This window comes from Pseudomonas sp. PS01299 (assembly GCF_029960145.1).
Taxonomy (GTDB): domain Bacteria; phylum Pseudomonadota; class Gammaproteobacteria; order Pseudomonadales; family Pseudomonadaceae; genus Aquipseudomonas; species Aquipseudomonas putida_A.
This window is the reverse complement of record NZ_JASCPO010000048.1, coordinates 1-15,065: the sequence shown is the minus strand read 5'-3', so window position 1 is coordinate 15,065 and position 15,065 is coordinate 1. Positions and strand designations below refer to the sequence as shown.

General features: G+C 61.7%; 11 protein-coding genes. 8 read left to right on the top strand and 3 right to left on the bottom strand.

The genetic code is table 11. From position 1 onward, the window contains the following. Nucleotides 1-160: 160 nt before the first annotated feature. The 7 genes from QMX91_RS11380 to tauD all read left to right on the top strand — a co-directional run bounded on the left by QMX91_RS11380 (nucleotide 161) and on the right by tauD (nucleotide 8,717). Nucleotides 161-2,485, top strand: a complete 2,325-nt coding sequence (locus QMX91_RS11380; protein WP_282412723.1) for a Tex family protein — start codon at nucleotides 161-163, stop codon at nucleotides 2,483-2,485. After that, the gene (locus QMX91_RS11375; RefSeq protein ID WP_282412722.1) at nucleotides 2,485-2,868 is read left to right on the top strand and encodes a PaaI family thioesterase; all 384 of its coding nucleotides are present in this window, start codon (nucleotides 2,485-2,487) and stop codon (nucleotides 2,866-2,868) included. Before QMX91_RS11380 ends, QMX91_RS11375 begins: the two co-directional genes overlap by 1 nt. A gap of 318 nt (nucleotides 2,869-3,186) precedes the next feature. Next, complete coding sequence (gene gshA / locus QMX91_RS11370; protein WP_210556845.1) at nucleotides 3,187-4,770, top strand: glutamate--cysteine ligase; 1,584 nt, start codon at nucleotides 3,187-3,189, stop codon at nucleotides 4,768-4,770. Between the two features lie 330 nt (nucleotides 4,771-5,100). After that, on the top strand, nucleotides 5,101-6,078 hold the full coding sequence (gene tauA, locus QMX91_RS11365; RefSeq protein WP_210556847.1) for a taurine ABC transporter substrate-binding protein: 978 nt from the start codon (nucleotides 5,101-5,103) through the stop codon (nucleotides 6,076-6,078). A 16-nt stretch (nucleotides 6,079-6,094) separates the two neighbouring features. Further along, on the top strand, nucleotides 6,095-6,889 hold the full coding sequence (gene tauB, locus QMX91_RS11360) for a taurine ABC transporter ATP-binding subunit (protein WP_027611202.1): 795 nt from the start codon (nucleotides 6,095-6,097) through the stop codon (nucleotides 6,887-6,889). After that, nucleotides 6,886-7,719, top strand: a complete 834-nt coding sequence (gene tauC, locus QMX91_RS11355) for a taurine ABC transporter permease TauC (protein ID WP_210556849.1) — start codon at nucleotides 6,886-6,888, stop codon at nucleotides 7,717-7,719. Before tauB ends, tauC begins: the two co-directional genes overlap by 4 nt. 155 nt (nucleotides 7,720-7,874) lie before the next feature. Continuing rightward, nucleotides 7,875-8,717 carry a taurine dioxygenase gene (gene tauD / locus QMX91_RS11350; RefSeq protein WP_223008843.1) on the top strand — a complete coding sequence of 281 codons (843 nt, stop codon included), beginning with the start codon at nucleotides 7,875-7,877 and terminating at the stop codon, nucleotides 8,715-8,717. A 209-nt stretch (nucleotides 8,718-8,926) separates the two neighbouring features. Here tauD and mgrA read toward each other — a convergent pair whose 3' ends face one another. The 3 genes from mgrA to QMX91_RS11335 form a co-directional block, all read right to left on the bottom strand. Further along, entirely contained in the window at nucleotides 8,927-9,964 is a 1,038-nt protein-coding gene (mgrA, locus tag QMX91_RS11345) for an L-glyceraldehyde 3-phosphate reductase (RefSeq protein ID WP_007917913.1), read from the bottom strand. Nucleotides 9,965-10,137: 173 nt separating this feature from the next. Then, on the bottom strand, nucleotides 10,138-11,457 hold the full coding sequence (locus QMX91_RS11340; protein ID WP_282412721.1) for an LLM class flavin-dependent oxidoreductase: 1,320 nt from the start codon (nucleotides 11,455-11,457) through the stop codon (nucleotides 10,138-10,140). A 1-nt stretch (nucleotide 11,458) separates the two neighbouring features. Further along, on the bottom strand, nucleotides 11,459-13,684 hold the full coding sequence (locus QMX91_RS11335; protein WP_282412720.1) for a TonB-dependent receptor: 2,226 nt from the start codon (nucleotides 13,682-13,684) through the stop codon (nucleotides 11,459-11,461). Nucleotides 13,685-13,889: 205 nt separating this feature from the next. Here QMX91_RS11335 and QMX91_RS11330 point away from each other — a divergent pair, with 205 nt between their 5' ends. Beyond that, nucleotides 13,890-14,927 carry a LacI family DNA-binding transcriptional regulator gene (locus QMX91_RS11330; RefSeq protein WP_098966668.1) on the top strand — a complete coding sequence of 346 codons (1,038 nt, stop codon included), beginning with the start codon at nucleotides 13,890-13,892 and terminating at the stop codon, nucleotides 14,925-14,927. The last annotated feature ends 138 nt before the right edge of the window (nucleotides 14,928-15,065 follow it).

Below are 15,065 nucleotides of genomic sequence, written 5' to 3'. Positions count from 1 at the left end.
GCCGCGATATTTTCCGGGCCTGCGCAGTAATTATTCGATTTCACGGGTCAATGGGGTGCCTTTTGACCCAGGCAGCGGCAATTTTCTAGCCGCTCAACCAGACTCCGGGCCTTTATTTCCGTGCCTGCGAGCCTGCTTTCACAATATGTCAGGTGGTTTTATGGACAGCATCAACAGCCGCATCGCCGAGGAACTCGGCGTACGCCCGCAACAGGTCGAAGCGGCCGTCGCGCTACTCGATGAAGGCTCTACCGTTCCCTTCATCGCCCGTTACCGGAAAGAAGTCACCGGCAGCCTCGATGACACCCAGTTGCGTCATCTGGAAGAGCGTCTGCGCTACCTGCGAGAACTCGACGAACGGCGCATCAGTATCCTCGCCAGCATCCAGGAGCAGGGCAAACTCACCCCTGCCCTCGAACGCGACATCAAGCTCGCCGACACCAAGACCCGCCTCGAAGACTTGTACCTGCCGTACAAGCAGAAGCGCCGCACCAAGGGCCAGATTGCCCTGGAAGCCGGCCTCGGCGAGTTGGCCGATGGCCTGTTCAACGACCCGAGCCTGACGCCAGAAACCGAAGCCGCACGCTTCGTCGACGCCGAGAAAGGCGTAGCCGATGTGAAAGCTGCGCTGGAAGGCGCCAAGTACATCCTGATGGAGCGTTTCGCCGAAGACGCCAGCCTGCTGGAAAAGCTGCGCAACTTCCTCAAGCAGGAAGCGACCATCAGCGCCCGCGTGATCGCCGGCAAGGAAGAAGAAGGCGCGAAGTTCCGCGATTACTTTGAACACGACGAGCCGCTGAAAAGCATGCCGTCGCACCGCGCACTCGCGATTTTCCGTGGCCGCAACGAAGGCATCCTCAGCTCCGCGCTGAAAGTCGGCGACGAGCTGCCGGGCACCATGCACCCGTGCGAAGGCATGATCGGCCAGCAATTCGGCATCCAGAACCAGAACCGCCCCGCCGACAAATGGCTCGGCGAAGTGGTGCGCTGGACCTGGAAGGTCAAGCTTTACACTCACCTCGAAACCGACCTGCTCGGCGAACTGCGCGACAGTGCCGAAACCGAGGCGATCAACGTCTTCGCCCATAACCTGCACGACCTGTTGCTGGCCGCGCCGGCCGGCCCGCGCGCCACCCTGGGCCTCGACCCGGGCCTGCGTACCGGCTGCAAGGTCGCGGTGGTCGACTCCACCGGCAAACTGCTGGATCACGCCACGGTTTACCCGCACGTGCCGCACAACAAGTGGGATCAGACCATCGCGATTCTGGCCGCCCTGTGCGCCAAGCACTCGGTTGACCTGATCGCCATCGGCAACGGCACCGCCAGCCGCGAAACCGACAAACTGGCAATCGAGCTGATCAAAAAGTATCCAGCGATGAAGATGACCAAGGTCATGGTCTCCGAGGCCGGCGCCTCGGTGTACTCGGCGTCGGAACTGGCGGCCAAGGAGTTCCCGGATCTGGACGTGTCGATCCGTGGCGCGGTGTCCATCGCCCGTCGTCTGCAGGATCCACTGGCCGAACTGGTGAAGATCGATCCGAAATCCATCGGTGTCGGCCAGTACCAGCACGACGTGTCGCAGCTGAAACTGGCGCGTGGTCTGGATGCGGTGGTCGAGGACTGCGTAAACGCCGTCGGCGTCGATGTAAACACCGCCTCGGTGGCCTTGCTGGCGCGAATTTCCGGCCTCAACGCGACCCTGGCGCAGAACATCGTCGCTCACCGTGACGAGCACGGCGCGTTCAAGACCCGTGCAGCGCTGAAGAAAGTTGCGCGTCTGGGCGAGAAAACCTTCGAACAGGCCGCAGGCTTCCTGCGCGTGATGAACGGCGACAACCCGCTCGATTCCTCGGCTGTTCACCCGGAAGCCTATCCACTGGTACAGCGCATCGCCGCTGAAACCGACCGCGACATTCGCTCGCTGATCGGCGACGCCGCGTTCCTCAAGCGTCTGGACCCGAAGAAGTTCACCGACGAGACCTTCGGTCTGCCCACCGTCACCGACATCCTGCAAGAACTGGAAAAACCCGGTCGCGACCCGCGTCCGGAGTTCAAGACCGCCGAGTTCCAGGAAGGCGTCGAAGACCTGAAAGACCTGCAACTGGGGATGATCCTCGAAGGCGTCGTCACCAACGTGACCGCGTTCGGCGCGTTCGTCGACATCGGCGTGCATCAGGACGGCCTGGTGCACATCTCGGCGTTGTCGGAGAAGTTCATCAAGGACCCACGCGAAGCGGTGAAGGCCGGTGACGTGGTGAAAGTGAAGGTCATGGAAGTCGACATCCCGCGCAAGCGCGTCGGCCTGTCGATGCGCATGAGCGACACCCCGGGCGAGAAAATCGACGGTGCCCGTGGTTCGCGTCCGGGCTCGGCACCGCGCCAGTCGTCGAACAGCGCGCCACGCAAGGAAACGGCCACAGCCGCACCGGTGAACAACGCCATGGCTTCGCTGTTCGCCAACGCCAAGCAGTTGAAGAAACGCTGATGGAAGTTCCGGCCGGGCTCGTCGAGAGCGCGTTTTTCAAGCTGTTGGGCTGCCGCCTGCAAAGCCTGGAAACCGGGGTGGCGCAAGTCGTCCTGGTGCTGGAACCACAACTGCGCAATCGCGGCGGCAAGTTGCACGGTGGCGCGCTGTTCAGTCTGGTCGATATCGCCATGGGGCTGGCCTGTTCCAGCACCCACGGCTTCGATCAGCAGAGCGCGACCATCGAGTGCAAGATCAACTACATCCGCGCCGTAGCCGACGGTGAGGTGCTGTGCACGGCGCGGGTCATCCACCCGGGCCGCCGCACGCTGGTGGTCGAGGCCGACGTGATGCAGGGCGACAAACTGGTCGCAAAAGCGCAAGGCACGTTCGCTGTCCTGTAGATGTTGTTCATCATTTTGAGTTAATTTCGGCGCTGTGATCGCAGCGTCGAGCTTTTCTGTGAGAGCGGGCTTGCTCGCGAAGGGGGCGTGTCAGTGTGCATGGCAGTGACTGATACACCGCATTCGCGAGCAAGCCCGCTCCCACAGGGACCGCATAATCTTCGCGTGCATCTGCCAGATTCAGGGATTGAAGTCGGCGGTTCGAAAGGGGCTTCGTGAGCCCAAAAAACCAGGCGAAAACGCCAGTTTCAACTTCACCCTTGTAGACCGTCCTGCCCACCCCCATATTGGGGCGACTGACGCGTGAAGGAATCCAAATTGAGCGAACTTCTCAACCGCCGCCTGGCTCTGCTCGGCGAGCGCGCCAACCTCTCTCTGCTCGAACAGTGCCTCCACGGTATCGAACGTGAATGCCTGCGCGTGACCAGTGAAGGTCGTCTGGCGCAAACGCCGCACCCGGAAGCCTTGGGTTCCGCGCTGACCAATGAACAGATCACCACCGACTATTCCGAGTCGCTGCTGGAATTCATCACCCCCGCCCTGCCCGATCCGGCCGATACGCTGGCGAGCCTGGACAAGATTCATCGCTTTGCCTACAGCAAGCTCGGCAACGAGTACCTGTGGAGTCCATCGATGCCGTGCCCGTTGCCGGCCGAGGAAGACATCCCGATCGCCTATTACGGCACCTCCAACATCGGTCAGCTCAAGTACGTCTACCGCAAGGGCCTGGCCCTGCGGTACGGCAAGACCATGCAGTGCATCGCCGGGATTCACTACAACTTTTCCCTGCCGGAAAAGCTCTGGCCGCTGCTGCGCGAAGCCGAGGGTTACGTCGGCACCGACCGCGATTTCCAGTCGTCGTCGTACATCGCGCTGATCCGTAACTTCCGCCGCTACAGCTGGCTGCTGATGTACCTGTTCGGGGCTTCGCCGGCGCTGGATGCCGGTTTCCTCCGTGGGCGCTCGCATCAACTGGAACAGCTCGATCCGGATACTTTGTATCTGCCGTACGCCACCAGCCTGCGCATGAGCGACCTCGGTTACCAGAGCAACGCCCAGGCCGGCCTGACGCCGTGCTACAACGATCTGGCGAGCTACACCGACAGCCTGCGCAAGGCCGTGGCCACGCCATACCCGCCGTACGTGGAAGTCGGCACGCACCAGGATGGCGAGTGGGTACAGCTCAACACCAACATCCTGCAGATCGAAAACGAGTACTACTCCAACATCCGCCCGAAACGCGTGACCTACACCGGCGAGCGGCCGATCCAGGCGCTGATGGCCCGGGGCATTCAGTACGTCGAAGTGCGTTGCCTGGATATCAACCCGTTCCTGCCGATGGGCATCGACGTCACCGAATCGCGCTTCCTCGACGCGTTCCTGCTGTATTGCGCGCTGAACGACAGTCCGCTGCTGACCAACACTTCGTGCGGAAATGCCACTTCGAACTTCCTCAGCGTGGTCAAGGAAGGTCGCCGTCCGGGCCTGCAATTGCAGCGTGACGGTGAAGCGGTCGAATTGAAGGTTTGGGCAGCCGAGCTGCTGGAAAAAATCGCACCGCTGGCGGCCCTGCTCGATCAGAGCCATGGCGGCGACGCACACAGCAAGGCGCTCGACGCGCAACTGGCCAAGGTCAAGGATTCGTCCCTGACCCCATCGGCCCAAGTGCTGGCGACCATGGCCGAGCACAAGGAAAGCTTCGCGCAATTCTCCCTGCGCCAGAGTCAGGCGCATGCCGAGTTCTTCCGCAGCGAGCCATTGGCTGCTGATGAACAGGCGAAGTTTGAAGAGCTGGCGCGTTCGTCGCTGGCGCAACAGGCTGAGCTGGAGCAGAACGAGGTTGGCGATTTCGATGTGTTTGTCGGGTCGTATCAGGCGAGCATTCTGGCGATCAGTAATTAAAAGCCCCTCACCCTAACCCTCTCCCGGAGGGAGAGGGGACTGATTCAGGTGCTCTTGAGATTGACGCCGACCTGAAATATCCAGCCGAACTCAGGCCTTGAAAAGCATAAAGATCGGCTCCCTTTCCCCCTCGCCCCCTTGGGGGAGAGGGTTGGGGTGAGGGGGTAAAGACCTAACGTCTGACACAAGATCCGAAGTATCCACAATCCCTCACGCCTTAGATTTTTCCGCTCATAAGCTAAGTCTAAAAAGTTATTTATTTTTAGATTCTTAGATCATTTAGTCTCCTTTCACGCCGATCGTCGGTCGCCTGATTTGGAGCACTCCCCCATGAAACTGAATTTCCCGCTTCGCCTGCTGGCCGTGGCCTCGTTGGCTGCTGCGAGCTTTCTGGCGCAGGCCGCCGACCTTACCGTCGCCTACCAGACCACCGTCGACCCGGCGAAAGTCGCCCAGGCCGATGGCGCCTACGAAAAAGCCACCAAGGCCGACATCAGCTGGCGCAAGTTCGATAACGGCGCCGACATCATCGCTGCCATCGCTTCCGGTGACGTGCAGATTGGCTACCTCGGTTCCAGCCCGTTGACCGCCGCCATCACCCGCAAGGTTCCGGTGGAAACCTTCCTCATCGCCACCCAGATCGGCGCCGCTGAAGCACTGGTCGCTCGCGACGGTTCCGGGATCAAGACCCCGCAGGATCTGGTCGGCAAGAAAATCGCCGTGCCGTTCGTGTCCACCGGTCACTACAGCCTGCTCGCCGCGCTGAAGCACTGGAACATCGATCCGTCGAAAGTCACCGTGCTCAACCTCGCCCCGCCAGCGATCATCGCCGCGTGGAAACGCGGTGATATCGACGCCACTTACGTGTGGGATCCGGCGCTCGGTGTGGCCAAGGAAAACGGTAAAGTGCTGATCACTTCCGGCGAACTGGCCAAGTTCGGCGCGCCGACCTTCGATGCGTGGATCGTGCGCAAAGACTTCGCCGAGAAACACCCGGAAATCGTCACCGCGTTCGCCAAGGTCACCCTCGACGCCTACGCCGATTACCGCAAGGCTCCCAAAGCCTGGCTCGCCGATCAGTCCCACGTCGACAAGCTGGTGAAGCTCTCCGGCGCCAAGGCCAGCGACATTCCATTGCTGCTGCAAGGCAACGTCTACCCGCTGGCGGCTGATCAGGTGATCACACTCGGCGCGCCGACCACCAAAGCCATTACCGACACCGCCGTGTTCCTCAAGGAGCAAGGCAAGGTCGAAGCCGTACTGCCGGACTACGCGCCGTACGTCAGCGCCAAATACATCACCAATTGATCGGGAGTGGACTGCGATGGCCTTGCTACAGCTGGAGCGCATCAGCGCACAGTATCCCGGCAGCCCGGAACCGGTGCTGGCGGACATTTCCCTGACCCTCGGGCCTCAGCAATTGCTGGTCGCCCTCGGCCCGTCCGGCAGTGGCAAGACTTCGCTGTTGAACCTGATTGCCGGCTTCGTCGAACCCAGCGCCGGGCGCATCACCCTCGACGGCGTGCCGGTCAAAGGCCCGAGCGCCGAACGTGGCGTGGTGTTCCAGGATGATGCGCTGCTGCCGTGGCAGGACGTGCTGGCCAACGTCGCGTTCGGTCTGGAACTGGCCGGTGTCGCCAAGGACAAACGCGAAAAGATCGCCCGGGAAATGCTCGCGCTGGTCGACCTTTCCGGTTTCGAAAATCGCCGCATCTGGCAACTTTCCGGGGGCCAGAAACAGCGCGTCGGCCTGGCCCGCGCCCTCGCCGCCGACCCGCGCGTGCTGCTGATGGACGAACCTTTCGGCGCCCTCGACGCATTCACCCGCGAGCAGATGCAGGAGCTGTTGCTGCAAGTCTGGCAGCGCACTGCAAAACCGGTGTTCCTGATTACCCACGACATCGAAGAAGCGGTATTCCTCGCCACCGACCTGATTCTGCTGGCGCCGAATCCGGGGCAGATCGTCGAGCGTCTGCAGCTGGATTTCGGTCAACGCTACGCTGCCGGTGAGTCGGCGCGGGCGATCAAATCCGACCCGCGTTTTATCGAAACCCGCGAGCACGTGCTGAGCAAAGTGTTCTCGCAACGCAGCGCCGTACAACGGCAGGAGCGCGCATGAGCAGTTACGACGTTTCCGCCCCGGTAGTGAAAACCCCATCGGTGGCGATACCGCAGCGCCGCAACCTCAGTACGCGGTGGATCAGCCTGCTGACCCTGTTCGCCTTGCTGGTGATCTGGTGGGCCGTGACTGCCACCGGTTTGATCGAACCGCTGTTCCTGCCGCCACCGTCCGCCGTGCTGCAAAAAGGCTGGTTGCTGGCGACCACCGGTTACATGGATTCAACTCTGTGGCAGCACCTGGGCGCGAGCCTGAGCCGCATCGGTCTGGGCCTCGGTTTCGCGATTTTGACCGCGGTGCCGGTGGGCATCGCCATCGGCGCCAACCGTATTGCCCGTGGTGTGCTTGATCCGTTGATCGAGTTCTACCGGCCGATTCCGCCATTGGCTTATCTGCCGCTGATCGTGATCTGGTGTGGCATCGGCGAGTTGTCGAAAGTGCTGCTGATCTACTTGGCGATTTTCGCGCCGATCGCCATCGCTACCGCGACCGGCGTGCGCACCGTTGACCCGGCGAAATTGCGCGCTGCGCAGTCGCTCGGTGCCACTCGCGCACAACTGATCCGCCATGTGATTTTGCCCAGCGCCCTGCCGGACATTCTCACTGGTGTGCGCATTGGTCTGGGTGTTGGCTGGTCGACCCTGGTCGCCGCCGAACTGATCGCCGCCACCAGCGGTTTGGGGTTCATGGTGCAGTCGGCTGCGCAATTTCTGGTCACCGATGTGGTGGTGCTGGGGATTCTGGTGATCGCCCTGATCGCCTTCGCCATGGAAATGGGCCTGCGTGCCCTGCAGCGCAAACTGGTGCCGTGGCACGGCCAGGCGCATTGAATACTTGCCATCCAAAACCTGTGGGAGCGGGCTTGCTCGCGAATGCGGTGTATCAGTCACAGAAATGTCTTCTGACACACCGCATTCGTCGGAACGCCGCCCGGAGCAAGCCCGCTCCCACCAAAAGCTCAAAACCCGAATTCCAGAGACCCACCATGAGCAGCCTGACCATCACCCCATTAAGCTCGGCCCTCGGCGCGCAGATCAGCGGCGTCGACGTCAGCCAGCCGTTGAACCTGGAACAGCGCAATGCCATCGAGCAGGCGTTGCTCAAATATCAGGTGCTGTTCTTCCGCAACCAGCCGATCGAGCCTTCGCAACAGGCACGTTTCGCCGCGTACTTCGGCGACCTGCACATCCATCCGATTTACCCGAACGTGCCGGAGCAGCCCGAAGTGCTGATCCTCGACACCGCGGTCACCGATGTCCGTGACAACGCGATCTGGCACACCGACGTGACCTTCCTGCCAACGCCGGCGATGGGCGCAGTGCTCAGCGCCAAACTGCTGCCAGAGTTCGGCGGCGATACATTGTGGGCCAGCGGGATTGCCGCGTATGAAGCACTGTCGGCACCGATGAAAACCTTGCTCGAAGGGTTGACTGCAACTCACGATTTCACTCGCTCGTTTCCGCTGGAACGCTACGGCAACACGCCGGAAGCGCTGGCACAGTGGGAAGAGGCACGACGCAAGAACCCACCGTTGTCACACCCGGTGATCCGCACTCACCCAGTGAGCGGACGCCGTTCGTTGTTCGTCAACGAAGGCTTCACCTCGAAGATCAACGAGCTGTCGGACACCGAGAGCGAGGCGATTCTGAAGTTCCTGTTCGCCCACGCGACCCGGCCGGAGTTCACCATTCGCTGGCGCTGGCAGCAGGACGACATTGCGTTTTGGGACAACCGCGTGACCCAACATTACGCGGTGGATGATTACCGTCCGGCACGACGGGTGATGCAGCGGGCTACGGTGTTGGGGGATGTGCCGTTTTTTCGCTGAGCGTTGAAGCCCAGAGCAGAATCAAAAGCCCCTCACCCTAACCCTCTCCCGGAGGGAGAGGGGACTGATTGGGGGATGCATCAGAATTACGCCAACCTGATCAATCTGTGCTGAATCCATAATCGACCCGGTTTCTCAGGTCGACTTACGACGCAAGACACCTCGGTCGGCTCCCTCTCCCTCCGGGAGAGGGCTGGGGTGAGGGTGACTCACTCCGCCGTCGAAGGCTTCTCCCAAAGATTGATCCCGCCCTCCTGGGCAAACCGGTCGATCTCCGCCAGTTCCTCAGCACTGAAACTCAGATTCTTCAACGCCCCGACGTTCTCGATGATCTGCTCCGGCCGGCTCGCGCCGATCAGCGCCGAGGTCACCCGTGGATCACGCAGGGTCCAGGCCAGTGCCAGTTGCGCCAGGCTCTGGCCGCGACGTTTGGCGATCTCGTTCAGTGCGCGCACATGCGCGATGTTGGCCTCGGACAAGTGCGAAGCCTGCAGCGAACCGCCACCCGGGCGATTGACCCGCGCATCCGCCGGCACGCCGTTGAGGTACTTGTCGGTCAACAGACCCTGCGCCAGCGGGGTGAAGGCGATGACGCCAGTACCGAGCTCGTCGGTGGTGTCGAGCAGGTCTTTTTCCACCCAGCGATTGAGCAGGTTGTACGCCGGCTGATGAATCAGCAGCGGTACTTTCCATTCCTTGAGCAGCGCAGCGATCTCGCGGGTTTTTACCCCGGAGTACGACGAGATGCCGATGTACAGCGCCTTGCCCTGTTGCACGGCGGTGGCGAGGGCGCTGGCGGTTTCTTCCAGCGGAGTGTCCGGGTCGAAGCGGTGCGAATAGAAGATATCCACGTAGTCCAGACCGAGACGCTGCAGGCTCTGGTCGAGGCTGGCCAGCACGTATTTGCGCGAGCCGCCGCCCTGACCGTACGGGCCGGGCCACATGTCCCAACCGGCCTTGCTCGAAATGATCAGCTCATCGCGGTACTGCTTGAAGTCTTCGCGCAGCAGGCGCCCGAAATTGATCTCGGCGCTGCCGTACGGCGGGCCGTAATTGTTGGCCAGGTCGAAGTGGTTGATGCCCAGGTCGAACGCGGTGCGCAGCAGGGCACGCTGGGTGTCGATCGGCGTGCTGTCGCCGAAGTTGTGCCACAGGCCCAGCGACAGCGCCGGCAGCACCAGACCGCTGCGGCCGACGCGGCGGTAAGGAATGGAGTCGTAGCGGTTTTCGGCAGCGGTGTAAGTCATCGAATCCTCTCTTGTTTGATTAACAGCAAATTGAGGGTGAATTTCAACTTTGTGGTGAGGGGATTTATCCCCGATGGACGGCGTAGCCGTCCCAAAAAAATCGCGAATTTGAATGCAGATTTGGGGGTGGCTTTCGCCACCCATCGGGGATAAATCCCCTCACCACAGGGTGTTTACACAAATCTGTTTTGCGGTCGGGCAAGCCCCAGGTTTTCGCGCAAGGTCCGGCCCTCATACTCGGTTCTGAACAGCCCACGGCGCTGCAGTTCCGGGACCACGCCATTAGCGAAATCTTCGAGCCCGCCCGGCAGGTGCGGCACCAGCACGTTGAAGCCATCCGCCGCGCCCTGTTCGAACCACTCCTGCAAACGGTCGGCGATCTGCGCCGGGGTGCCGATCAGGCTGTAATGCCCGCGCCCACCGGCAATCCTGCGGCCCAATTCGGCGAGGGTCAGATTCTCCTGCCCCGCCAGTTCAGTCAGCAATTTCTGCCGGCTCTGCTGGCCGCTGTCGGTCAGCGGCAAATCCGGTAGCGGGCCGTCCAGCGGGTACTTCGACAAGTCGAAGTTGCCCAGCATACGCCCAAGCAACGCCACGCCAACCTCCGGTTCGACCAATTGCTGAAACGTTTCACATTTTTCCTGCGCTTCGGCTTCTGTCTGGCCGACGACGACAAACACCCCGGGCATGATTTTCAGCGAATCGGCACTGCGTCCGTACTTGGCCAGACGCCCCTTGAGGTCGGCGTAGAACGCCTGCGCGCCCGATAGCGAAGTCTGCGCGGTGAACACCACCTCAGCGGTCTGTGCCGCCAGCTCACGCCCGGTCTCCGATGAACCGGCCTGCACGATCACCGGTTGTCCCTGCGGCGAGCGCGCCACGTTCAGCGGGCCTTTCACCCGAAAATGCTCGCCGACGTGATCCAGCACGTGCAACTTCGCAGGGTCGTAATAGGCGCCGCTGGCTTTGTCGCGGACAAAGGCATCGTCCTCCCAACTGTCCCACAGCCCGGTGACCACCTGATGAAACTCGCGGGCACGGCTGTAGCGTTCGGCGTGGCCGATGTGCTCGTCGCGACCAAAATTCAATGCTTCGGCGGCGTTGTCCGAGGTCACCAGATTCCACCCCGCACGCCCGCCCGACAGATGATCGAGCGAGGCGAATTTGCGCGCCACGTGGTACGGCTCGTTGTAGCTGGTGGTCGCCGTGGCGATCAGGCCGATGCGCTCGGTCACCGCGCTCAGGGCCGAGAGCAAGGTCAGCGGTTCGAAGTGATCGGAGCGCGCCATGCGGCTGGCGATGTCCTGCGTCGGCGCGGCCACACTGTCGGCGACGAACAGCGTGTCGAACTTCGCCGCCTCGGCAATCTGCGCCAGACGCTTGTAGTGGGCGAAATCCAGCCCGGCATTGGCCGGTACCTGCGGGTGCCGCCACGCGGCGACGTGGTGCCCGGTGGCCATGAGAAAGGCGCCAAGTTTCAGCTGTCTGCTCATCTCAGAAATCCTTGCGCAGTTGCACACCGAAGTAGCGTTCATCATCCCGTGGCACGGCGCGGTAGATGTAGCTGCCGCCGCTGGCCAGCAACGGTGAGTAGGACTTGTCGGCGAGGTTCTTGCCCAGCAGTGCCACGCGCCAGCCGTTGCTGTAGTCGGCGAGAGCGACGCTGGCGTTCCAGATGCCGTAGGCGCCTTGTTTGGTGTCGGCATTCTGGCTGATGTCGTACTGCACTTCGCTCTGCCAGCTGTAGTCGGTGCCGAGCTCGATATCCAGACCGTTTTCCAGCGGAATCGTGTAGTCGGCACGCACGTAGCTTTTCCAGTCCGGGCTGAACGGCAGTGGCTTGCCATTGACGTTGCACGAGGCTGCAGCGCCCGCCGGGCAGCTGAATTGGTCGATGCGCGCGCGGGTGTAGGCCAGTGCACCGGAGAACTTCAATTGCTGGTTCGCCTGCAAGACGTAGTCGAGTTCGACGCCTTCGGTGCTGACGCTGCCGGCGTTGATCAGGCGCGTTACCACTTGCCCGGCAACGGTGTCGAAAAAGTTCGCCTGATAGTTGTCGTAATCGCTGTGGAACACCGCGAGGTTGGTGGTCAGCCGGTTGTTCCAGCTGGTGGCCTTGATCCCCGCCTCCCAGGTGTTCGAGGTCTCCGGTTTCAGCGCTTCGGTGTCACGCGGCTGCATGTTGAAGAACACGTTGTAGGCCGGGCCTTTGTAGCCGCGCGAATAGGTCAGATACGTGGTGACCGCATCGCTCAGGTCGTACTGCACGCCGAGCCGGCCGGACCAGCCGTCCTCGTCTACCGAACCGGAACTGCTGGTTGCAGGTTGAATACCACTGACCGTGGTCGCCGAGGTCGAGACACGACGGTGATCGTATTCCAGATCATCGCGGGTGTAGCGCAGGCCGGCGATGCCACGCAAGTCCGAGGTGAAGTTCAGCGTGGCTTCGCCGAACGCGGCGTAGCTGTCGCTGGTGGTGCTGTAATCGGCGACGCCACGGTCGGTGCGTGTGGTGGTGGTCAAGGTGCGCTGATAGGTCTCGTCATCCTTGCCGTGCATGTAGAACAGGCCGCCAACATATTCAAGGAACTCACCTTTCGGCGAGGCCAGGCGCAGCTCTTGCGAGTACTGGTCGAAGGCCAGCTCGCCCTTGTCGGCGGTGCCGGGGAACACTGCAGTGATCGTGCTCAGCCGATCGCCATCCTGATATTGGGTGTTGTCCCAGCCGCGCCACGCGGTGATCGAGGTCAGTGTGTAATCGCCCAGTTGCCAGTCGAGCTGACCGGACAGGCCCTTGTTGGTGTCCTCGACATGGCTGCGGGTATCGGTGTTGATGTCGCGGTTGTGGTTGCTCGCATAGACCGGGCTCAGCGCGTTGGCGAAGGCCGGGGTCAACGACTTGCTGACGACGCCGTTGGGACCGTCGTCGTGGGACTGCATGTAGTCGGCGATCAGGGTGAAGGTGACGTCGTCATTCGGGGTGAATTCAAGCTTGCCGCGCACGCCGCGATGGTTGTAGCCGTTGACCTCCTGGCCGTTGTATTTGTTGTCGACGTTGCCGTCGTAGCTGCTGACCAGGGTGCTGATCGAGCCCTTCAACGTATCCGGAATCAGGCTACCGCCAATGCCGAAGCGGGTGCGGCTTTCATTGCCGCTGTAGTACGACTGGTCGATGTAACCGTGGGTCTCGTTGGTCGGCGCCTTGCTGGTGATGTTGAGCACACCGGCCGAGGCATTCTTGCCGAACAGCGTGCCCTGCGGGCCGCGCAGCACTTCGACGCGCTCCAGATCCAGCAGGTCCAGGGTCGATTGACCGGGACGCGCATAGACCACGCCATCGATCACCGTGGCCACTGTTGGCTCGACGCCGGGCGAGGTGGAAATCGTGCCGACGCCTCGCACAAACAACGAGGTGTCCTTGTTCGACGCACCGCTACGGAAATTCAGCGACGGCACTTGCTGGACGATGCTCGCCACGCCATTGCGGTTGTCGCGCTCCAGTTGTTCGCCGTCGATCACCGAAACCGCCACCGGGACCTTTTGCAGCGACTCTTCGCGGCGGGTAGCGGTGACCGTGACGGACTTGAGTGTCGGCTCTTGTTCGCTGCTGTCGGCGGCGAAAGCCGTGGGCAGTGGCAACGCCGCCAGCCCGGTAAAGATCCAGCCAGCGGCGCGAATCGACTGCGCCAGTTTGTGTGTCGCCCCAGGAATGTTGTGCATGGTTGCCCGCTCGAAATTGGCCCTGAACCGCTGCCGTTCTGCGACGACAGCGCCTGAATCGGTGTCTTGGGCATTCGCTCGAGCGAGTAGCAGACAATGCGCCTTGTTAGCGCTAACATCGCCAGTATTGGCAAGCTCGGCATAGAGCGTCCAATACTGAAAAATTACTTTTATATGCGTTTTGGTTTTTAAGAAGGATCAAGCCTTGAGCCAGGAAAAGCCCCGCAAACGCCGTGGCGCCGGACGCGTGACTCTGAATGCGGTGGCGCGCGAAGCGGGAGTTTCGGCAATCACCGTGTCGCGCTATTTCAATCAGCCGGAAACCGTCTCGCCCGAGCGTCGCGAGCGCATTGCAGCGGTAGTGGCCGAGATGGGTTATGTGCCGAATCTGGTGGCCGGTGGCCTGGCCTCGGCGCGAGGAAAAATCGTCGGCATGGTAATTCCGAATATCTCCGGGCCGATCTTTGCCAACACCATTCAGGGCTTCAGCGACACCCTCAGCCGCCACGGCTATCAACTGCTGCTGGCGTCGAGTTACTTCAGTACCGAACAGGAAGAAAACGCCGTGCGCGCGTTTCTCGGCTGGTCGCCGGCAGCGTTGGTGCTGACCAGCCATTTCCACAGTGCGGGCACGGAAAAGATGATCGCCGAAGCGGACGTTTCGGTAATCGAAACCTGGGATTACCAGCCGGATCGCGAGCCGATGCAGATCGGCTTTTCGCACTATGAAGTCGGCGTGACCGCTGCGCGTTATCTGCATGACAAAGGCTATCGCCGCATCGCCTTCGTGCAGAACAGCGCCCCTGGTGACCTCAGTGCCCTCGAACGTCGCGACGGTTACGCCGCCACCGTGCGCGAGTTCGGACTGCCGCCGTGGGTATTCGCCCCGGACGCCGACCGCGCGCCGTTCGAAGCCGGCAAGCAAGCGATGGAAGCGCTGATGAACGCCTCCCCGCGCCCCGACGCGATCATCTTCGCCAACGACAACCTCGCCGCCGGCGGCTTGCTCGCCGGGCAACGCGCAGGCATCAAGATCCCCGAAGACTGCGCCGTGCTCGGCTTCGGCGATTACCCGTTCGCCGAGATGCTGTTGCCCAGCCTGAGCACGATCAAGCCACCGGCACTGGAGATCGGCGTACTGGCGGCAACGCGGGTATTGGAAAGCCTTGGTGTGTTGCCGAGCGATGATGTGCAGCGCCTGAATCTGTTGCAGTGCAATGTGATCGAGCGCGAGAGCACCTGACCAAAATGGCCTAGGCTGGATTGGCTATGCTCCAAGTAACACCGAGGTGGCCCCTTCGCGGGCAAGCCCGCTCCCACAGGATTTTGGTTGTACAAAGAATCTGTGAATGACCGAGATCACTGTGGGAGCGGGCTTGCC

What these genes read in the sequence shown, in the direction of transcription:
- QMX91_RS11380 (WP_282412723.1), top strand. Translation starts at nt 161, where the DNA reads ATGGACAGCATCAACAGCCGCATCGCCGAGGAACTCGGCGTACGCCCG.
- QMX91_RS11375 (WP_282412722.1), top strand. Translation starts at nt 2,485, where the DNA reads ATGGAAGTTCCGGCCGGGCTCGTCGAGAGCGCGTTTTTCAAGCTGTTG.
- tauA (WP_210556847.1), top strand. Translation starts at nt 5,101, where the DNA reads ATGAAACTGAATTTCCCGCTTCGCCTGCTGGCCGTGGCCTCGTTGGCT.
- tauB (WP_027611202.1), top strand. Translation starts at nt 6,095, where the DNA reads ATGGCCTTGCTACAGCTGGAGCGCATCAGCGCACAGTATCCCGGCAGC.
- tauC (WP_210556849.1), top strand. Translation starts at nt 6,886, where the DNA reads ATGAGCAGTTACGACGTTTCCGCCCCGGTAGTGAAAACCCCATCGGTG.
- tauD (WP_223008843.1), top strand. Translation starts at nt 7,875, where the DNA reads ATGAGCAGCCTGACCATCACCCCATTAAGCTCGGCCCTCGGCGCGCAG.
- mgrA (WP_007917913.1), bottom strand. Translation starts at nt 9,964, where the DNA reads ATGACTTACACCGCTGCCGAAAACCGCTACGACTCCATTCCTTACCGC.
- QMX91_RS11340 (WP_282412721.1), bottom strand. Translation starts at nt 11,457, where the DNA reads ATGAGCAGACAGCTGAAACTTGGCGCCTTTCTCATGGCCACCGGGCAC.
- QMX91_RS11335 (WP_282412720.1), bottom strand. Translation starts at nt 13,684, where the DNA reads ATGCACAACATTCCTGGGGCGACACACAAACTGGCGCAGTCGATTCGC.